This is a genomic window from Varibaculum prostatecancerukia (genome assembly GCF_943169825.2).
GTDB classification, from domain to species: Bacteria; Actinomycetota; Actinomycetes; order Actinomycetales; family Actinomycetaceae; genus Varibaculum; species Varibaculum prostatecancerukia.
The window spans coordinates 1,486,587-1,507,061 of record NZ_OW968402.1; the positions used below are offsets into that span (position 1 = coordinate 1,486,587).

General features: G+C 53.8%; 15 protein-coding genes. 7 read left to right on the forward strand and 8 right to left on the reverse strand.

What is annotated here, in order from left to right; genetic code table 11:
• Nucleotides 1-67: 67 nt before the first annotated feature.
• Together KO216_RS06490 and KO216_RS06495 are read right to left on the reverse strand one after the other, a co-directional pair.
• On the reverse strand, nt 68-1,069 hold the full coding sequence (locus tag KO216_RS06490) for a hypothetical protein (protein WP_215523435.1): 1,002 nt from the start codon (nt 1,067-1,069) through the stop codon (nt 68-70).
• Nucleotides 1,070-2,419 carry a M20/M25/M40 family metallo-hydrolase gene (locus KO216_RS06495; protein ID WP_215523436.1) on the reverse strand — a complete coding sequence of 450 codons (1,350 nt, stop codon included), beginning with the start codon at nt 2,417-2,419 and terminating at the stop codon, nt 1,070-1,072.
• Between the two features lie 117 nt (nt 2,420-2,536).
• Here KO216_RS06495 and KO216_RS06500 point away from each other — a divergent pair, with 117 nt between their 5' ends.
• A complete protein-coding gene (locus KO216_RS06500; protein WP_215523437.1) occupies nt 2,537-3,166 on the forward strand; it encodes a DUF3043 domain-containing protein in 630 nt (209 codons plus the stop codon).
• A 7-nt stretch (nt 3,167-3,173) separates the two neighbouring features.
• On the opposite strand, the gene KO216_RS06505 is transcribed toward KO216_RS06500, so the two are convergent.
• Nucleotides 3,174-4,223, reverse strand: coding sequence for a quinone-dependent dihydroorotate dehydrogenase (locus tag KO216_RS06505; protein ID WP_374047475.1), 1,050 nt, complete (start codon nt 4,221-4,223; stop codon nt 3,174-3,176).
• A gap of 115 nt (nt 4,224-4,338) precedes the next feature.
• Complete coding sequence (locus KO216_RS06510; RefSeq protein ID WP_215523439.1) at nt 4,339-4,971, reverse strand: hypothetical protein; 633 nt, start codon at nt 4,969-4,971, stop codon at nt 4,339-4,341.
• 147 nt (nt 4,972-5,118) lie between these two features.
• Here KO216_RS06510 and KO216_RS06515 point away from each other — a divergent pair, with 147 nt between their 5' ends.
• A complete protein-coding gene (locus KO216_RS06515; protein WP_215523440.1) occupies nt 5,119-5,970 on the forward strand; it encodes a TrmH family RNA methyltransferase in 852 nt (283 codons plus the stop codon).
• A 111-nt stretch (nt 5,971-6,081) separates the two neighbouring features.
• Here the strand turns inward: KO216_RS06515 and KO216_RS06520 are convergent, their stop codons facing one another.
• From KO216_RS06520 to KO216_RS06530, 3 genes are all read right to left on the reverse strand, one after another.
• On the reverse strand, nt 6,082-6,303 hold the full coding sequence (locus KO216_RS06520) for a methionine/alanine import family NSS transporter small subunit (protein ID WP_215523441.1): 222 nt from the start codon (nt 6,301-6,303) through the stop codon (nt 6,082-6,084).
• A gap of 2 nt (nt 6,304-6,305) precedes the next feature.
• Complete coding sequence (locus KO216_RS06525; protein ID WP_215523442.1) at nt 6,306-7,877, reverse strand: sodium-dependent transporter; 1,572 nt, start codon at nt 7,875-7,877, stop codon at nt 6,306-6,308.
• A 180-nt stretch (nt 7,878-8,057) separates the two neighbouring features.
• On the reverse strand, nt 8,058-10,388 hold the full coding sequence (locus KO216_RS06530) for an Rne/Rng family ribonuclease (RefSeq protein ID WP_215524082.1): 2,331 nt from the start codon (nt 10,386-10,388) through the stop codon (nt 8,058-8,060).
• A gap of 511 nt (nt 10,389-10,899) precedes the next feature.
• On the opposite strand from KO216_RS06530, the gene KO216_RS06535 reads away from it, so the two are divergent.
• The 5 genes from KO216_RS06535 (at nt 10,900) to KO216_RS06555 (ending at nt 19,346) form a co-directional block, all read left to right on the forward strand.
• On the forward strand, nt 10,900-12,435 hold the full coding sequence (locus tag KO216_RS06535) for a cytochrome ubiquinol oxidase subunit I (RefSeq protein WP_215523443.1): 1,536 nt from the start codon (nt 10,900-10,902) through the stop codon (nt 12,433-12,435).
• A 21-nt stretch (nt 12,436-12,456) separates the two neighbouring features.
• Nucleotides 12,457-13,593 carry a cytochrome d ubiquinol oxidase subunit II gene (gene cydB, locus KO216_RS06540; RefSeq protein ID WP_215523444.1) on the forward strand — a complete coding sequence of 379 codons (1,137 nt, stop codon included), beginning with the start codon at nt 12,457-12,459 and terminating at the stop codon, nt 13,591-13,593.
• A 393-nt stretch (nt 13,594-13,986) separates the two neighbouring features.
• A complete protein-coding gene (gene cydD / locus KO216_RS06545) occupies nt 13,987-15,768 on the forward strand; it encodes a thiol reductant ABC exporter subunit CydD (protein ID WP_215523445.1) in 1,782 nt (593 codons plus the stop codon).
• A gap of 1 nt (nt 15,769) precedes the next feature.
• Nucleotides 15,770-17,581 (forward strand): thiol reductant ABC exporter subunit CydC, encoded by a 1,812-nt coding sequence (gene cydC / locus KO216_RS06550; protein ID WP_215523446.1) that lies wholly within the window; start codon nt 15,770-15,772, stop codon nt 17,579-17,581.
• Complete coding sequence (locus KO216_RS06555; protein WP_215523447.1) at nt 17,571-19,346, forward strand: sensor histidine kinase; 1,776 nt, start codon at nt 17,571-17,573, stop codon at nt 19,344-19,346. Before cydC ends, KO216_RS06555 begins: the two co-directional genes overlap by 11 nt.
• Nucleotides 19,347-19,366: 20 nt before the next feature.
• Here KO216_RS06555 and KO216_RS06560 read toward each other — a convergent pair whose 3' ends face one another.
• Nucleotides 19,367-20,359: an L-lactate dehydrogenase gene (locus KO216_RS06560; RefSeq protein ID WP_215523448.1), complete on the reverse strand. Its 993-nt coding sequence runs from the start codon at nt 20,357-20,359 to the stop codon at nt 19,367-19,369.
• Nucleotides 20,360-20,475: the final 116 nt, after the last annotated feature.

A 20,475-nucleotide genomic window follows, 5' to 3' on the forward strand; every position in this document is an offset into this window, starting at 1 on the left:
CTCCCTATAACAATCGTCTGGTTTCAGTAAGCTAGTCCTTAGCCTAGTCCAAGCCGGCCCCTACTGGCTATCGTGACCAGGTACGCGCTAAGCGAAGTCCGGCCTGACTCATACCGGCGATATCGGAGGGAAACTGATAGATACCGTCAATTCCCATCTCGGCTCCCTCTGCTCTACTTAGGTTATTTTCACTGGTAACCACGACTATCGGGATTCCGCTGGGAGCGGATAAGTGGCAGAGATGTTCTAAGGGGGAACCGGAAAGATTCCAGGGGGAAAGCTCAGGGGTATTCGCCACTAGCAAATCTGCGCCCCCTAAAATCTGGGGCAGTTGGGTGCGCTCATCTAAGAAATCTGCCGCGAAATCTAGGCGGGCTCCCAATCTGCCTAGTAGTTCCCCGATCCCAAAAGCGCATCCTCCTCCTGGCAGCGTCCCGATTTGGCTTTCCTGAGCTTTTCCGAAGCCAGTTGCACTGGACAGCCCCAGATAACGCTGGTGTCCGAACTTTTTAGCCTCGCCCAGTATGCCCTCCCAATTTTCCTTGGTTTTTTGGGCAATCTCCGGCCGGGTTTTTGCTACCGCAGCCAGCACCCCGGAGGCAGAAAATAGCGGTTTCTGACTGCCGGTAACTACCACCGTATGGGCGAGGGCGCGCCCCAGTTTTTCCCACACTTGCGGATTTGAAGTTTCCCGATCATAGGCGCGTGCCACTCCCCGCATAAAGGCGGCAGGAAAATCTGGTAACTCCTCTAGGTTCGCCAAAGTCGCTGCTCCGGGTGACAAATATTCGCTTTGCAAGGATAGTCCCAGATGACAGGGAGGAAGGTAAATACCATTTCCCGCTTTCAATAACGCGGACAACCGTTCGCCTGCCAGTTCCGGATCGATAGTGCCAGCGAAAATATCTGCTACCGGAAAGTTAACTGCGACCTCCCTAAATCCATAGGAGTAGGGGATGATCTCCAGCTGATCTTGGCTTTGATGACCCTGCCAACCAGCTTTAAAGGCCTCCCCTAGCTCTTTGGCGCTAGCGGAGGCAGTGCTGGTTAATGCCAGAACTATTTGCACTTAAAGCTGGCCACCTAGCCGGCTAAGGAACAGTGCCTCCGCCGTAATTGCGTTCTGTAAGTCCCCTAAATCTTGGGATTCGTTTTCCGAATGGGCGTTGGTGGCCGGATCTTCTACCCCGGTAATCAAGATATCGGCCTGGGGGAACACTTGCGCGAGGTCGGCGGTCATCGGGATTGCTCCCCCACAACCAATATCTACCGCGTCTTTGTCCCAAGCACTAGATAACGCCCATTTCATATCTTTTTCTGCCTCAGATGCTTGGGCTTGATAGGAGGGGCCGCATTCGAGGACTTCGGTCTCTACCTCGGCTCCAAAAGGTGCATTTTCTTTCAGGAAATCGCTCAATGCCTGAGCACATTCGGCGGTGCAAGTGCCCGGAGCGGTTCGCAGCGATAGCCGCAAACAGGTTTCGGGCACCAGGGCGTTGGCGCTTTCGGCACGGGAACGCTGATCCCAACCGATAACGCAAAGTGATGGCTGATTCCAGAGCCGCGACGCCACGTCGCCCTTCCCGGCTAGTTTAAAGCTGTCCACTACCTGGGCATCTGCCTTAAATAACTCTTCTGGATAATGCACATCTGCACTGGTAGAACCGCCAAGACCAGGTACTGCCAAGCTACCGTCAGGGTTAAAACATTTCGCCACTAAAAGGCTGGCGATAGTGACCGCATCTAGTACCGGGCCGCCGTAGGCTCCCGAATGCAGGGCGGTTTCCATGACTTTGACTTTCACATCCAGGCTGGCCACTCCGCGCAAAGTAGCGGTTAGGGCTGGTTCTCCCACCCGCCAGTTATCGGAGTCGCAAACAATAATCACATCTGCAGCCAAATCTTCCCGATACTTTTCAATAAAGTTACGGAATGAGGGCGAGCCGACCTCTTCTTCGCCTTCGATAAAGCAGGTCACGTTAACCGGGCACTTATCTGCCAGCGCCAGCAACGCCCCGTAGTGCACCATGACTCCTGCCCCGTCATCGGAAGTGCCCCGCCCATAGAGGCGCCCGTCCTTTTCGGTGGCGACGAAAGGATCGGTGTTCCAGCGTTCGCGTGGCCCGGCAGGTTGCACATCGTGGTGGGCATATAACAAAACTGTTTTGGCCTGTGGGTCAACTATTTTCCGGGCAACAACTGCAGGCATTCCCTCTTCCCCACCGGGAGTAGGAGCGGTTTTTACCTCGGTTTCCATCCCTAGATTCGAAAATAGTTCCGCCAGGTGGTGGGCAGATTTTTCGACTTCCTCGCGGGAGGATGAAGAAACCGACGGGATTGCCACCAGTTTCGTCAATTCGCTTTTCACGTCATTAAAAATGTTCTCTGAAGCTACTTTTACTTTGGAAATATCACTCATGATTGCCAGGTTACCCCGATAGCATGGGCTGAGGGAAAGACTGCGTTTCTATCTCAGTTAAGAAACCTTAGATAATACAGATTTCCAAAGCCCGCTCTGGCTAGATAACCTGGATGAGTGAAACTTTTTGGACGCAGTAAAGATGACGACGCCGCTCCGGTAGAGGACAAGGTCTCGGGCAAAGGTCGCCCTACCCCTAAACGCAAGGATGCCCAGGCGCGCAATCGCCGACCACTGGTAGTAGACAAAAAAGAGGCACGCAAACGGCGCCGCGAACAACGCGACGAGGTCTACAAGAAACAGCGGGAAGCACTAGATGGCAAGGGTGATGAACGCTATCTACCCGTCAATGACCAAGGTCCGATCCGTCGCTATATCCGTGATTTCGTAGATGCTCGTTTCGCTATCGGCGAGTTATTCATGCCGATTGTGCTGGCTTTCTTGATTTTGTCGATCATGTTCTCTCGCAATCAACGGTTGAATTCGTTTTTACTATTCACTATGTGGGGGTTGCTGCTGCTGGCGCTAATCGAAGCCATTATCACCACCATGATCATTAACCGTTCGCTAATGAAGGTAGCTGAGGGAGATAAGCGGGTAAAGAAAGGAAACGGCCGCTATATTTTAATGCGTCTAGCCAGTCCGCGCCGGATGCGGCGTCCCCGCCCTTCTGGTTCGCGCGGCCCACGCCCCGATATTAGCGAATACGCCAGGGATATTCGCGCCTATATGCGTTCTCGCCCCTAGTGGCTAGTTAGTGGTTATTGCGTAGCGGAAGTGCCGGAAGATTGGCACTAAGCTGCTTGTTTATCTTTCCGGCGAAACTGGGACCCTGATAGATAACCGCAGTCAGCGCCTCTAAAAGATCGGCTCCTGCCTCCAGGAACTGGCGGGCAGAGGCTACATCCTCGATTCCCCCGCACCCGATGATTAGATATTCTTCGTTTAAGTGGGAGCGCAAGAGGCGGACTACTTGCAGGGCACGTTCTTTTAAGGGAGGACCCGAGAGTCCGCCCTCCCCAAAATCGTGGTCAATGGTGGTGTTAGTGGCGATCACTCCCGCTAAACCCACTTCTTTAACCATCTCGGCTAGTTCCACCAGTTGCGAATCTTCCAGGTCAGGAGCCAATTTCACCAACACTGGCACTGCCCTACCGGCACTTTCTTGAGCTGCGGTTTTAACTGCTTCGGCGATTTCGCGCAGCTGGGCGCTAGCTTGCAGGCTGCGCAGCCCGGGGGTATTGGGCGAAGAAACGTTAATCACCAGATAGTCTGCATATTTTGCCAGCGCCAGCGCACTGGCGCGATAATCGTCTGCTGCCTTCGACAGATCTGTCGTCTTATTTTTCCCCAGGTTCACCCCCAAAACTAGGGAACGCCCCTGGCGGGTGCTTCGTAACTGTTGTAAGCGCCGCGCCATCTGCGCAGCTCCCTGGTTATTGAAACCCATTCGGTTACGCACCGCGCGTAGTGGCAATATCCGCCAAAGGCGCGGCTTTTCATTTCCCGGTTGCGGACGAGGAGTTACCGTCCCCACCTCTACAAACGCAAACCCGAAAGCGCCGAATTGCAGCGGCGCTAAGGCATCTTTATCCATGCCCGCTGCCAGTCCTAGATATCCGGGAACTGGCCTGGCCAGGGATTTTAATCCCTGCTGACTGCCAACCCAGCCGCTGTTCAAGGTAGCTACTGACCCCGAAAAAAACATTCTGATTAGCGCGGTTAATCCCGGAACCCGCGAAATCAGATGCAGCGCATTCATAGTTGCGTTATGGCATTTTTCGGGATCAAGCCGTGAAATCACGTGGTTATATAAGAATCGATATAGCACGGGCTCAATTGTACTTAATAGCGGACGCACTTACTGAATAGCTGGGAAACTGTATCCCGGCAGCCGACGTTATTGCCGGTTTTTATTGCTAGTCCCACCACAGGCACCAACCGGCAGATGCCCATTTGGGGTCGGCACTATAGAGTTCATCGGGCGCACAGGCTTGCCCCAAGGCGAGTTTGCTCTGGTATGCGTGCCAAATTTCGCGGGCGCGCTGCGCAGAAGGCTCCGGCACACCTTCAGCAGAATTTTCAACGATAAACATAGTGTCCACGCTGACGCGCTCGTCCCAACGCGAAGAACCGATAAGGTATCCCGACAGGTAAACCCGCCCCGGATTGGCTATGCACGCATTTAGGAACGCCAACAAAGTTGGGGCTTCATTTTGCCGGTCGGCCAGGGCTACCCGAGGAAGCGCTGCCAACACTTTCCGCGCACCCTCGGCATCTAAGCCGTGAAAACGCTGGTAATCCCCGATTCCTTGCCCGGTAGCGACATAGTTTTTAAGAATTTCGGGGATTTTGGTTTCCGCCAGCCACCCCAGTGGTCCGTAAAGGCCGGAAGGCAGATCCGGGTCCTCTTCCAGCATCTCTAGCAGATTTTTATCCCCCTCCTCCCCCAAGAATTCCGGGGTTGAAAGGGCAAAGAGATCACTGTCTTGCAGACGCGCTCCCAACTTAGATTTTGCAGGTGGACGCGCAGGTATTGAAGTGGTCGCCATAGTTACTCCTTAAGCTTGGTTTACTTTTCTTCACTTTGGCGCGCACCCAGCCTCGGGTGAAAAGAGCAGATAAGAAAACCTGGAAAACTATCGGCTATGAAATCTGTGGATATCTTTTTGTCTTCCTGGACGCCATAAGATAGATGAGTGCTTATTCCGCTTAACGATTTATCTGATCCGCGGGTACGTGATTTTACCCAGTTAAAGGACGTGAACCTGCGTAAAAGTTTTGAGGCCGAACGCGGTCTCTATTTAGCGGAAAGTTTTTCGGTGATTACCCGCGCCTTGGCGGCCGGTCATCAGCCGCGCTCCATTTTGACCAACCGGCATTGGCTGGAGCGCCTGCAAGAAACTTTGGGGCCGCGGGCTGCGGATATTCCTATTTTCGTAGCTAAGGAGGAGCAGCTGACTCGCCTTACCGGGTTCAGTATGCACCGAGGTGCTATCGCCGCGATGGAACGCCCGCCTCTGCCGGAACTGGGCGAAGTGCTTGCCGAGGCGCGGGCAGTGCTGATCTTAGAGGATCTGGTTGACCACACCAATGTGGGTGCCGCCATCCGCTCGGCAGCGGCGATGGGCTTTGACGCCATTTTGACTAGCCCTCATTGCGCTGATCCTCTCTATCGCCGCGCGGTTAGAGTGTCGATGGGAACCGTGTTTTCCTTGCCCTGGACCCGAATTGACACCTGGCCCGATACTTCCGCTTTGAAAACCCGAGGATTTATCGTTGCTGGTTTAGCACTAACTGATCAGGCAGTTTCCCTGCCAGATTTTTGCGCCTGCCTGCATTCCCAAGGGGAGCGGGGACAACAGCCGAAAGTAGCCTTAGTGCTAGGCACCGAAGGGCCGGGAATGACTAAGCAGGCATTGGCTGGCTGCGATCAGCTAGTTAAAATCCCCCTCAGCCACGGGGTTGATTCTTTGAACGTCGCCGCTGCCGGCGCAGTTGCCTGCTACGCGGTTAGCCAAGCCCTAGGGACAAATATTCAGACTCCCTAAAGCACGCGGGCGTCCTCGGGAGCAATACGCCTACTTAAATCGCTGGGAAAAATCAGGCGGGGCGCCAGCGAGATAGACTCGCCGCGCCCCGCCTTAAAAACCAGGTCTACGTTACTCCTGACCGGCCTTAGCCGCATCCGCAGCCTCTTTGGCTTCCTTTTCGATAAAGTCAGCCTCCGTAAGACCCTGATGGGGGTTAAAGTCGATTTCCGAGTAGTTTTCCCCTTTTTGATAGGGCGGATCCATACGGCGCAGCGCCACTACCGAACCCACCAGGCCGCCCCAAATCACCAGGATGGCGACCAGCATCATCAATATCGCTTCACCAGTCATAGCTAGTCTTCCTCCTTGTTCCAGTCCACATTTTCTAGGTCGAACGAGGGTGAAATCTCGGCGCTCTTATGCCACTTCATACGGGGCATTATCACTGAGAACACCAAGAGAATCGCCAACATACCCCAGCCGAAAGTATTTGTCCACCAACGCGGATAATCACCATAACCGTGAGAAATCAGATCCACCAGGTTAGGTACCAGCATGAATACTAGGAGCACCGGGATTACGAAGCCGATGAGCCCCTCCCACCATTTACCGGCTTTTACCGCAGAGGTCACGTTCAAGTGAACTCGCAGGGAACGTAGCGAGGGGGTTACCACTGTAACAATCACGCACAGTGAGAGTGCCGCACCTACCACCCCGATAGTGTTGATGTAGTTGTCAACGGTGTCGAGTGCGGCCAGCCCGGTGGTAGTTCCAAAGAAGAACACCGAGACGATCGCCAACACGACCCCGAGAATCACCGATGCCTGTTTAGAGGTCCAACCAATCTTGTCTTGGAAAGCCCCCGCAACCACCTGCACCAAAGACACCATGGAGGTGATACCCGCCAACACTAGGGAGGCGAAGAATAGCGCTCCGAAAATGGCGCCGCCAGGCATCTCGTTGATAATTTGCGGGAAGGTAATAAAGGAAAGCGAAACCCCGGAAATATTTTCCAGTTTGTCGACCGAAGTATGTTGCAGATGCGCCATATAACCCAAGGTGGCGAAAACGCCGATGCCTGCGAGTATCTCAAAGGAAGAGTTCGCGAAACCGGCAACTAGACCGGTACCGGTCAAGTTAGAACGCTTCTTCAGGTAGGAGGCGTAGGTCATCATAATCCCGAAGCCTACTGACAGTGAGTAGAAGATTTGAGCAACGGCCGCAATCCAGACTTTCCCGTTCCACAGGGCGCTCCAATCGGGGGTAAAGAATTTGTTTAATCCGTCGGTGGCTCCCGGCAAGGTCAGCGCCTTGATCACCATGGCTACGAATAGCACTACCAGCAAGGGAATACAGATTTTGGTAATCCATTCGATACCGCGCGAAACCCCGAGAGCGATTAGGACAATAGTGACCACCCAGGTAATAATCAGCGGAATCGCGATTCCCCACACCGGGGTCAGCGAGATTGAAGTGGTGTCTTGTGCCTGCAGGAACTTATCGGAAAAGAATTTTGCCGGATCATTTCCCCAGGCACGAGTAAAGGAAAACATGGTATAGCGCAGCGCCCAGGCAATAATGGCCGCATAGTAGACGACAATGAAGAAACAGACGCCCACCTGCCACCAACCTACGGCTTCGGCACGCCGGTTTACCCTGGCGAGAGCGAGAGGGGGCGAGCCCCGGAACTTGTGACCGATCGCGTAGTCTAGCATCAGCATTGGTAGTCCAATGGCTAGTAGGGCGATCAGATAGGGAACGATGAACGCACCGCCACCATTGGTATAGGCAACACCGGGGAAACGCCAAATGTTTCCCAAACCAATCGCAGACCCAATCGCCGCAATCAGGAATCCATATTGTGTCCCCCATGACTGTCGGCTGGTCTTATCGGACGCAGTAGGCTGCGAAACCTGTCCAGACATCTCAACTCCTTATAGACGGGACAAACAATTGTCGAAGCGCAATTGCTTAGAGCTAAAATAGCCCCTTCTATCATTTGTCGGACAAAAACACCCACATTGTGAGATTTTTGCCTGAGGAAACTAGCTGAAAATTAGTTTTCTCCCGCTTACGCCGTAAGTAAGCGGGAGAAAACTAGGGTTTTACGCAGTTACTGCGGCGTGACGCCGCGGGGTTTCCCCTTCTTCATCTTCACCCGATTCCGTTTTCTTTTCCCAGGTAGGAGCGCCCGCTCCCAGCTGTTCTAGACTCACAGCTTTGGCGGTACCTGCACTTTGGATAGTCATCACCGCGCTCTCACTAGAGTGAGTGACCGTCCCCGAAGTTACGGCCACGCGGGGGTGGGCTTTGGCTACGCCCTCACTGTTTTGAACCTCATCTTGAGGATCCGCGCCATCGGAACCCTGTTCAGAAGCATCTTTTACCCCAGCCTCTTTTTGGGGGCTGACTACTTCCTGCTTTACTTCAGCGGTCTTCTCCGGAGCAGATGCCGGTTCCTCCGGGCTCTTTTCCGGCTCCGGGATAGCTGTGTCTTTAGCTAAAAGCTGCTCTTTCTTAGCATCATTAGGTTTTTTGCTCTGGGTTTCCTCGTCATGAGCCTTACTGGCAGCTGCCGCAACTTTTGCCATCGACGCCCGGTTCTTAGACTCCGTTTTTGAACGTCTGTCTTCCCTGGCCTCACGTTTTTGCCCCTGAGAACGCAGATTTTCATCGCTATTAGCACCGTTTTCTACCGGTTCGCCATGCACGATAAACCCGCGCCCCTCGCAATGCTCGCAAGGAGTAGAGAATGCTTCTACCAGCCCTTCCCCTACCCGTTTACGGGTCATCTGTACCAGACCAAGGGAAGTAACTTCGGTTACCTGGTGGCGAGTGCGATCCCGCCCCAGGCATTCCACTAGGCGTCGCAACACCAGATCCCGGTTGGACTCCAACACCATATCTACGAAGTCGATAACTATGATTCCCCCGATATCGCGAAGGCGCAGCTGACGCACAATTTCCTCGGCGGATTCTAAGTTATTGCGAGTGACGGTTTCTTCTAAAGTTCCGCCGGAGCCCGTGTATTTACCGGTGTTCACATCGATAACGGTCATAGCTTCGGTACGATCGATAATCAGGTAGCCGCCCGATGGCAACCAAACTTTGCGATCCATCCCCTTAGCTAGCTGCTCATCTACGCGGTGGGCAGCGAAAATATCATCGGCACCCACCCATTGTTCAACCCGATCACGCAGATCAGGAGCAAACTCTTCTACATAGGAATCGACTTGACGATAAGTCTCCTTACCTTCCACTTTCAGCTTTTGGAAATCTTCATTGAAAACGTCACGTACCACCCGCAAGGCTAGTTCCGGCTCTCCGTGCAATAAATAGGGAGCAGATTTGGAGGACGCGGCGTTCTTTTCGATTTTCTCCCACTGTCTTTGCAGACGCTGCACGTCTTGACGAAGTTGATCTTCGCTGGCGCCCTCCGCAGCCGTCCTAATGATTACCCCGAAGTCCTTGGGCACAATCACCTTTAGCAGCTTCTTGAGGCGGCGGCGCTCACTCTCGGGAAGTTTCCGGGAAATACCGGTCATAGTTCCTCCCGGAACTAAAACCAGGAAACGTCCCGGCAGCGTCACCTGCGAAGTTAGTCGCGCACCCTTATGTCCAATGGGATCTTTGGTTACCTGCACGGTAATGGAATCGCCAGATTTTAAGGCTTCTTCGATGCGCCGCGGCCTGCCCTTCATCCCGGCAACATCCCAATTGACTTCGCCGGCATAAAGCACCGCGTTGCGTCCGCGCCCTAAATCAACGAAAGCCGCCTCCATAGAGGGCAAAACGTTTTGCACTTTGCCGCGATAAACCGAACCCACCATAGTGGTTTGGGTATGCCGGGAAACATAGTGTTCTACCAGCACGTTATCCTCTAAGACTGCAATCTGATTTAGTCCGTCTTTAGAACGGATTAGCATAGTGCGATCTACCGCTTCACGACGCGCCAAATATTCAGATTCAGTAATGATCTTGGGGCGTCGTCCCTCCCGGCGTCCCTCCCGGCGACGCTGCTTCTTGGCCTCTAGGCGAGTTGACCCCTTGACCTGCTCAATCTGGTCAACAGCCTCTGCGCTACCGCGAGTGCGCCGCCGACGCCTACGGTGACTACTACCCGTTTCTGTTTCTTCTTGGGATCCCCGCGCTGCTTGAGCGCCGTTAGTCTCTGACTTATCTTTCCGGGCAGTAGTCTCTTTGGAACGAGATTGTTTCCCGTTGTCACCGGAACCATTATCCCCGGACGCGTCCTCGCCTTTACGGGAGTTTTTAGAGCCCCGCGCCTTTTTCTCGCCTTTGCCTTTAGTCGATTTAGTTTTCTTTTCGCTGGCGCCCTCACCCTTTTTCCGGCTCTTGCGCCTGGGAGCCGAGTCCTGGTCGCTGTCGCCATCCCCTTGAGCGTTCACTTCCGGAACGGGAGCCGCCGCAAACATAGGAGCCGCAAAAGCTGGAGCCGCCGTAATCTGAGCGGGAGCTGCCGGAGAAGATTCTATTTTCTTGGGGGCAGAAAAAGCTGGCCCGGAAAAAAGTGCCGCGCCACTATTTTGATTAGATTCTGTTTCGTTATTATTTGGGTCTTTCACCACTGATCTCACCTGGACACGCCCGCACTGGCGAGTCCCCTATATTACGCCGTCCTCTAGGACGGAAGCCTTTGTTTACGCGAGTACATTCACCCCACGCCAGAGAGTTTTCCTAGGAAAATAGTCCCTCTGGGGTGGTTCCCTCCGTAGTGCGACGCCGGAAACCATCCAAGATCATTATTCCATATTTCTCAATTCTGTCGTAAAACCAGGCTAATTCTTAGAAAATCCTGGGAATTACTTAGCGACCGGCTGAAAAACGAGCTAATCTAAGTGACAACGTTGTCACTATGGACTCGCCTAAGCAAGCTCATAGCGGGCAGCGACTTCTAAACCGACTAGAAACGGAAAGGCGAGCAGAATGACTATTGCTTCAACAGCATTAGATGCCACTATGTTGGCGCGATGGCAGTTCGGTGTTACTACCGTCTACCATTTCATCCTGGTTCCGTTCACCATCGGCATGTCCCTCCTGGTTGCCATTATGCAAACTAAATGGCATAAAACTGGCGAGGAATATTGGCTGAAGGCGACACGGTTCTTTGGGAAACTGTTCCTAATTAACTTTGCACTCGGTGTTGCCACCGGTATCGTGCAAGAATTCCAGTTCGGCATGAACTGGTCAGAGTACTCCCGCTTTGTGGGCGACATCTTCGGTGCGCCGCTAGCATGTGAGGCTCTTATTTCATTCTTTATGGAGTCCACCTTCCTGGGTCTGTGGATCTTCGGCTGGGGCCGGCTATCTAAGAAGGCGCACCTCACGTGCGTCTGGCTGGTCTGCGTCGGGGTTAACACTTCGGCTCTGTGGATCGTGGGGGCAAACTCCTGGATGCAGCATCCGGTAGGGGCAACCTTCGATCCGGCAACCGGCCGTGCACAGTTGGACGGCCTGGCTGGCTTCTTCCAGGTACTGCTTAACCCGGTACTGTGGGCGGCATACACTCACGTGCTTTCTACTTCATGGCTGCTGGTTGGCACCTTTGTTGCCGGCATCGCTATTTGGTGGATGGTTCGGTCTGCCAACGCTGGCGCCGAGACTGAGGCACGTGACATTTGGCGTCCCATTGCCCGTTTCGGCATGGTGGTAGTTATCGTTGGCGGTCTGCTAACCGCGGTCACCGGACACGTTCAAGGTCAGCTAGTTGCTAAGCACCAGCCGGCCAAGATGGCTGCTGCTGAGGCTCTTTGCCAGACTCCAAATGCTGGCGAGGGCGCACCCTTTACTATTGCTGCTTTTGGACCACTGAACGCTAACTGCGATCAGATTTCCAAGGTTGGCGAGGTACCCGGGGTTTACTCCTTCATGGCTACCAACTCCTTCACTGGAAAGGTAGAGGGTCTGGATACTTTGAACCAGCAATATGGCTCATTGTTCTCTGAGATTCTCAGCCAGCGCGGCTACGATATGCAGTCGCAGCCGGTTGACTTCAGCCCGAACATTATGTTCAGCTTCTGGAGCTTCCGCCTGATGATGCTGTTTGGCATCTTCTCGGCAATCCTGGCGATTTGGGGTCTGGTTGCTACCAAGGGTGGCAAGATTTCTAAGTCCACTGGTTTGGGTAAGTTCGCCATTTGGTCCCTGCCGATGCCTTTCCTAGCCTGCTCCTTCGGCTGGCTATTCACCGAATGGGGTCGTCAGCCGTTCATCGTGCACCCAGTGGACATGCAAGTCGATGGATCCTCGGTATTTATGCTTACCGCCCATGGGCTTTCGTTCGCAGTGCCCGCATGGCAGGTACTTGTTACCTTGCTGGGCTTCACGCTGATCTACCTGGCACTAGGCATTGTCTGGTTCCTGTTGATTAAGCGTTACGTTAAGGAAGGTATCCACGTCAATGCCAATGAAAAGGCAGTACATGGCGAGGATGCTGGCAAGAACCTAAGCTTTGCTTACTAGGTCAGATAGGAGATCGAAGAGATGACTATTCTACAAGTTATTTGGTTCATCCTGATCGCCGTCCTCTGGACTGGCTATCTGGTACTGGAAGGGTTCGGTGTAGGCGCCGGTATGGTAATGCCGATGGTAGCCAAGACCGACCGTGAACGCTCTCAGGTTCAAAAGACCTTTGGCCCGGTTTGGGATGGTAACGAGGTTTGGTTGCTGACCGCCGGAGGCGCGACTTTCGCCGCCTTCCCGGAATGGTACGCCACCATGTTCTCTGGAATGTACCTGGCACTGTTCCTGATTCTGTTCTGCTTGATTATCCGCATCTGCGCGATTGAGTGGCGCACCAAGGTAGCCTCGGCTGCTTGGCGGGGTCGCTGGGACAGCTGGCAGACCATTGTTGCCTGGCTAGTTCCGATTCTGTTCGGGGTGGCCTTCGCCAACCTGGTTCAGGGCATGAATATTGCGATTACCCAGTACAACACCCCCGGTGAAGCCGTGGCGGGAGCTGCTGACCTCAGCAAGCACGTCCACAACTTCACTTCTCAGGGCGCTCCTCTCGGTAGCGTATTCCTCTCGCTGCTAACCCCCTACACCATTGCGGGTGGGGTCATGCTAGCGTTGATTTTCGCTACTCAGGGCTTGGCTTACTTGGCTCTGCGCACCAATGGTGAAGTTCAGAACCGCGCTAAGAATCTGCTCGGTAAGTTCGCGATTGCGGACACCGTGCTGGTTGCAGTGGCCGCGCTTTGGGGTCAATTCCTGTACGCTTCCCAGGCCATGGCTTGGATTCCGCTGATCATTGCTGCCTTGGCGTTTGTCGTCACGGTACTAATGGCGCTTCGCGGCTCCGAATGGGGTACCTTGCTCGCCCACTCCGTCGGAATCGCTGGGGCAGTTGCGTGGATCTTTACCGCGATGGCACCCAACGCTATGAAGTCTTCCATTAAGCCAGAGTTCTCTCTGACTATCTGGGATGCTTCTTCCTCGTCGTCTACTTTGGCGATTATGCTAGTGATCGCGCTGGTAGTGGTGCCCATTGTTTTGGGTTACACCTTCTGGAGCTACACTCGCATGCCGCTGAAGATTACTCTTGAGGGTCTGGACGAAAACCCGGGTGTTCCCTGGGACAAGATTCGTCAGGGTGCTTCTTTCCTCGCGGAAAGCTAGGCAAATATCGGCACCTATCAGGTAACTTCCAACTAGGTGCCAGTAATAAAACTAAATAAATAGTGTTGGCCTTGGCTATTCAGCCAAGGCCAACATTATTTTTACCCCCACGACTATTGTCCCCACCTACCGGAAACAGATTTTACTGACACGCGAAACCCAGAATGAGCGCGGGAGGGGATTTCATCCGAGTGGGCGCGGTGTTACCGAACTGGGGTAGAAAAAGATGCGAGAGGGGGCTTGAGCCGAGCGAAGCAAGGCTCACCGGGGTCCCCCGAGTACTTTTTCTACCCCAGTTCCTCCCACGTACTATCAGACTAGATTGGGACGCGTTTAGAGTTTTCACGTTCCTGTGGGAAAATAGTCCCGATATTTGCACGGAGGACACTTGTTTTGAAACCACTTGATCCGAAACTGCTGAAATATGCTAAGTCTGCGCGGGTCGCCATCGCTATCACCGCAGTCACCGGCATTATGCAAGCAGGTCTCGTAATCGCCCAATGCTTCTTAATCTCGGCACTGATTTCTCCAGTAATCTCTTTAAGGCAATCCTGGGATCAAGTCGCTCAGTTCGCGTTTTGGCTGGCGCTTGTATCGCTGGCACGGGTAGCACTCACCTATTTCCGCTCCAACCATCAACATAGGGCGGCCAAGAAAGCGATTCGGGAACTGCGTGGACAGGTGCTGGCGCATTGTTTGAAACTGGGGCCGCGCTGGCTGGCACGCAAAGGAACCGACACGGTTACCCTGGCTACCCGAGGTTTAGAAAAACTCGGTCCTTATTTCGTGGACTATATTCCGCAACTGATCTTGGCAGTCACGGTCACTCCCCTAGTGCTACTGGTAATGGCGATTTTGGACTTTTGGTCAGCGCTGGTAGCCATTATTACTATTCCTTTGATCCCGATATTTATGGTGATTATTGGGCTGATGACCCAGACTGCCTCGGATCGCCGCCTGGCTACCATGCAGCATTTGGGCAGGCAACTGCTAGATTTAGTTGCCGGTTTAGCGACTTTAAAGAGCCTGGGCAGGCACCGCGGCCCAGAAAAACAGATTTCTTCGATTGGGAAAACCTATACCCAAACCACGATGGCGACTTTACGGATCGCCTTCCTATCGGGTGCAGTCCTGGAGTTTATATCGATTCTGTCGGTAGCTATCGTGGCGGTTACCGTAGGTCTGCGGATGGTGGCTGGCGGTCTCGACCTCTACACTGGGCTAATTGCAATTATGCTGGCTCCCGAGGTATACGCGCCGGTGCGGGAAGTTGGCAAATTCTTCCATGCCTCCGCCGATGGGCTTTCGGCTTCACAATCGGCCTTCGAAATCCTAGAAACTCCCCCGGCTACCAGTGGTGATAAACCGGCTCCGAAACTGGAAGAAACCACTATTACGATTAAGGATCTGGGGATGCGTTCGCGGGGAGCTTGGGCACCCAATGCCGTTAATCTAGTAATTAAACCGGCCACTATCACCGCTTTAGTAGGTAAATCGGGGGAAGGTAAAACCACTACCGTTATGGCGCTGTTAAAACAGCTCTCTAGCGACCGCGGCACTATTACCTTGACCGACGCCTCCGGTAAAAACCTGGATTTAGATGAGGTTTCTCCAGATTCTTGGTGGGAGCAAACCTCGTGGCTCCCACAGATGCCGCTATTGCTACCGGGAACTTTGGCACAAAACATTGCTGAAAGCCCCGCTCATCTTGCGGAACTTTTCCCTCAGGGGGCGCCCGGGGAGCAAGTGCATAAAGCCGCGCGTCTAGCGGGTTTCGAGGAGGTAGTAGCGAAGCTACCGGAAGGCTGGAACACATTTTTACGGGCAGGCGGGGAAGGTCTGTCAGTAGGTCAGCGCCAACGCCTTGCCCTAGTACGGGCGCTGCTCTCTACCAAGCAGCTAATTGCTCTGGATGAGCCTTCTGCCCACCTTGATGCCCATTTGGTGGCACAAGTAGCACAAGTGGTTCAGCAGTTGAAAGATGCGGGAAAAACCGTAGTTTTAATTGCCCACCGTAAAGAGTTAGCACAGATAGCTGACCAGGTAGTGCGAATTTCTTCTGTTCCTTTCACTCCCGAAGAAACAGAAAAGTATAGAGATACTCAGCCACAGGCGGCCAGAGCCAGTGAGGCGGAGATTCCTGAATTCTTAGGCTCGACCCGGGGGTTGGAATAGCATGAAAACTTGGTTCATTACTGCTGAGGAACGCCAGGCTCTCAAGCGGGCGATAAAACTTTTGGAACTAAAACCCGGCACTTTGTTCTTGGCTTGTTTCTTGGGAGCTGCCGGACTGGGCGCCTCCATTGCCCTGGGTGCCACCGCCGCCTGGCTGATTGCGCGTGCCTCCCAAATGCCACCCGTCCTCTACCTGGAGGTCGCGGTAGTTTCCGTGCGCTTATTCGGAATCTCCAAAGCGGTGTTCCGTTACCTAGAGCGCCTAGCCTCCCACCAGCTAGGGGTATCGGGGATGACCACCCTGCGCACTAACCTTTATAAGACGCTTTCGCATTCGGATACTGCTCGGATCGCCAGTTTGCGGCGGGGAGATATTCTCGACCGGCTGGGAACCGATGTTGATAATATCGGTGATTTCGTGGTCAAAAGCCTGCTACCAGCGATGGTGGCCACCATCGTGGGAATCATCACCGTAATCGGGATTTCCCTAGTGGATTGGCGCGCCGGGCTGTTCTTAACTTTGGGCTTGCTGCTCTCGGGAGTGGTAGGGCCTTTATTTACCATTCGTTCTACCCGGATTGCCCAGCGCCGGGAAACCGAAAGCCGCGCCCACATTTCAGAAGTAGCTATGACCATTGTTGATGGATCTGCTCAAATCACGGTTGATGGGCAAACCCAGCAGGTGCTTGCCGGCTTGTCCGATCTGGAAGATCAGCTCTATGACGCCAAGGATGCCACCGCGAAACCGGCGGCTTGGGCGGCGGCTATCGACGTGTTCGGAATGCTGATGTCAGTGATAATGGCCGCTTACTTCGGGATTTTTGCGGTTATTGATCAGTCCATTCCGGAAGTCATGTTGGCCGTCCTGGCGCTTACACCTCTGGCTTCTTTTGAGGGGACTGCCCAGCTCGGTCCTGCCGCCCAACAGCTGGTGATTTCAGCGACTTCGGCGGTAAGGATCATGAATATGTTGCCCCCGGAAGACCAGGTAAAAGCGGCTGAAGAAACCGAAGATGCGGTGATTGAAAATTTCAAAGCTACCGGCCCGAGCATCCTCGAGGCCAAGGATTTAGCTATCGGCTGGCCGGGCGGCCCAGTAGTGGCTGACGGGATTAACCTGCGGCTGGCTCCCGGGGATCACCTGGCGATTGTCGGCCAGTCCGGCATTGGAAAAACTACCCTGCTCTACACTCTATCTGGCCTGCTAAAACCAGTTTCTGGGAGCGTAAAGATTGACGGAGTAGATATTTCCTCTCTGCCACGCACGCAGGCGGCTGCTAGTTTTGTGATCACTCCCGAGGACGCTCATATTTTCGAAACCACTATTCTAGAAAACTTGCGAGTGGCTAATGGTCAGCTTTCAGTTTCTGAAGGCGAAGAACTCGTTAAAGAAGCCGGTTTAGGCGAGTGGCTTTCCTCGCTACCGGACGGTATCGAAACCGAGTTAGGTTCGGGAGCGACCACTATTTCTGGTGGGGAACGCCGCCGCATCCTGCTGGCACGCGCCTTGGCAGCTAAAGCTCCACTCCTAGCCCTGGATGAACCGGGTGAGCACTTAGATCCGGAAACTGCGGATGCGCTGCTGCGAGATTTGCTAACTGCCGGCAGCAAGGAACATCAGCGGGGAGTCGTGCTGGTAACCCACCGCCTCACCCCACTTGACCAGGCAGATCGAGTTTTCATTATGGATAAACCGCATGGCCTGCCGGATGAACCGGCAACTTTCGTAGCCCAAGGTACCCATCGAGAACTGTTGGAAACTCACCAAGGCTATGCCTGGAGTCTGCGTCAGGAGCAGGTTGATGTCTTTTAAGGACCTGCCCACCTCCGATAACTCTGATGCGGATGCGTCCTCCCCGATCGATATTCCTCCGCTGCTAAATAATGCTTCGGGGCAATACTCGCCCCTACCAGAAGATAGCACCCAGTTACTTTCCTCAGTGCTGCAGATGATGGGAAACCTGGAGCAAGATAAAGTTCTGCAGGCTTTCGTAGATCAGGCTTGTGCGGTTACTTCCTCGCCCTATGGGGCGCTATCGATTCTGGGTTCGCGCGGAGAAACCAGCGCTTTTTATATCCACGGGCTTAGCGCCGACGAGAGAGAAACTTTAGGTAATCCCCCCATCGGTCGGGGAATAATCGGGGCTATCCCGGTAGATAACGGCATTATCTCTAATGATTTGCATTCTGACCCTCGTTTCACCGGTTACCCGCCTGCGCACCCAGAAATGGTTTCTTTCTTGGGGGTGCCGCTTCGTATCCACGAACAAGTCTATGGACGCCTCTATTTGTGTAATCGTCCCGGCGGTTACAGCCAACAAGACTTAGCTTATGTGTCTGGTTTAGCGATCCTGGCTGCAGTAGCAGTAGAGAACTCGCGTCTTTATGAGGTTTCTCGTTCCCGCGAGCGCTGGACCAGGGTGTCGCAGCAGCTCACCACGATTTTATTAGAGGGAACCGAAGAAGAGGACGCGCTACAGTTCATCGCCAAATCAGTGCGAGAGGTAGCGGACGCGGATACGGCGCTCCTGGTGCTACCTTCAGTTGGCGATTCCTGGGTATGCGAAATTGCTTCTGGATACGGCGCCGCCGACCTTATCGGGGTAACCTTTCCTCCCCACGGACGGGCGCGGACGGTACTAGCGGAAGGTCAAGGTTTAATCGTTGACTCTCTAGCCCGAGCAACCACTATGCGGGTACCTGAGTTAGCTAAGTTTGGGGCGGCGCTTTATGCTCCTCTCCTGGCAGGTTCCCACGCCATCGGGGTTTTATTGCTGCTACGTCTGCCGGAAAAACCGGAGTTTGATCCGGCGGTATTAGAAATGGCGGAACAGGTCGCTACTCAGGCGGCTTTGGCTCTAGAGATTGCAGGGGCTAAACATGCAGCTGATATTGCTACTTTGCTAGATGAACGCGCCAAGATTGGCGAAGATCTTCATGACCTGGCGATTCAGCAACTGTTTGCCACCGGCATGCAATTGGAACGTATCCGCGCGGCCTTTGCTAATGGAGATGATCTGGACTCTGCACGCGCCGAATCTTTGATGCAAGATGCTCTTGCTAGCGTCGATGATTCGGTGAAACAGATCCGGGCAATTGTTCATAACCTGCGGGAACCTGACGCGGCAGTCGATTTGGTTGAACGCTTGCGCCGGGAAGCCTCACTGGCGCGTCGCCTACTGGGTTTTGCGCCCTCTTTCGTTTTAGATATCGATGGTGAGACACTTTCCTCGGCTAATCCCTCGCGGGAAGAAATCCTGATTGAGGAGGTTGATCAGCGGCTTAGCCACGATATTTCTGATGATGTGGTGGCGGTGGTACGCGAAGCTTTATCTAATACTGCGCGCCACGCGGGCGCGTCTTCGGCGCAAGTAGTGGTGAGCATTAGCGGTATGGGCACTAATGGTTCTATTCGCGTCGAAGTAACCGATGATGGACGCGGCCTCGACCCTGCCGTTACCAGGCGTTCCGGGTTAGATAACCTAAAAAGCAGGGCGCGCCGCCACGGCGGAATCTGTCTGGTGCAGCCCGCCTTACCGCGCGGATTGAAAATTATTTGGGAAGTTCCCCTTTCTTAGCGAACTTCCCCGCCTGCTACCTAGAGCCCTGCCGATTTGGCGACCTCGGCTAGCTTTTCGGCACTGCGAGTGAGGGCATCACGCTCATTGAGGGTAATCGGGGGATCAAGTACCCGCCCTATCCCGGCTCGTCCCACCAAGGTAGGAGCTGCCATACATACTCCAGAAATCCCATTCCAGTTATCTAGCAGCGAAGATACCGTCAACACCCGATCTTCATCGCGCATCACTGCAGAAATAATATTGGTGACCGACAGACCGATCGCGAAGTTAGTGACCCCTTTGCCTTCAATTATCCGGTAAGCGGATTCGACTACATCTTTGGAGATGCGCTGTTTCAGCTTGTCATCAAAGATTCCGCCATTAATCGTGGCTCCCCAGCGCGAAAGCGGCACGTTACCGATCTCGGCGCTTGACCACAGAGGTACTTCCGAGTCGCCGTGTTCCCCGGCTATATAGGCGTGCACGTTTTGGACTGCCACCCCGGTTTCTTGGGAGATAAGGTAGCGCATCCGGGAAGTATCCAGTACCGTACCGGAACCAAATACCTTATGGGAGGGTAGTCCACTCATCTTCAAAGCCATATAGGTGGCGATATCAACCGGGTTAGACACCAAAATATAGATAGCGTCGGGGGCTACATTCAGTACCTTCGGCAAAATCGAGTTCATGATATTTACCATCGCCTGCACCATATCGAGGCGCGACTGCCCCGGTTTTTGCTGGGGGCCAGCGGTAATCACGACTACATCCGAGTCCCGCAGTACTTCTACATCATCCGATCCGGAGATCGAGGCTGCGGGGGTGAACTGAATCCCGTGAGCCAGGTCGAGCGCCTCGGCCTCTACTTTGGCTTTATTGATATCAAAGAGGGCGATTTCGCGTGCCGCACCTTTGATTTGGCAGGCATAGGCCAGGGCGGTTCCCACGAATCCGGCACCTACAATCCCAACTTTTGAGCGCCGCGTAAGCATCGACGCGGGGTAGAGAGAATTAGCGCGTTCTTTGGACATTTTTTCTCCTTTAGACTGGGATTAATCTCCTACTTATTAAGTTACCGGCTGCTACCAGGATTTTCCGGTGATGAACGGCCTAATTGCTGAGGTGATTTTGGATGCTTTTCAGCTTG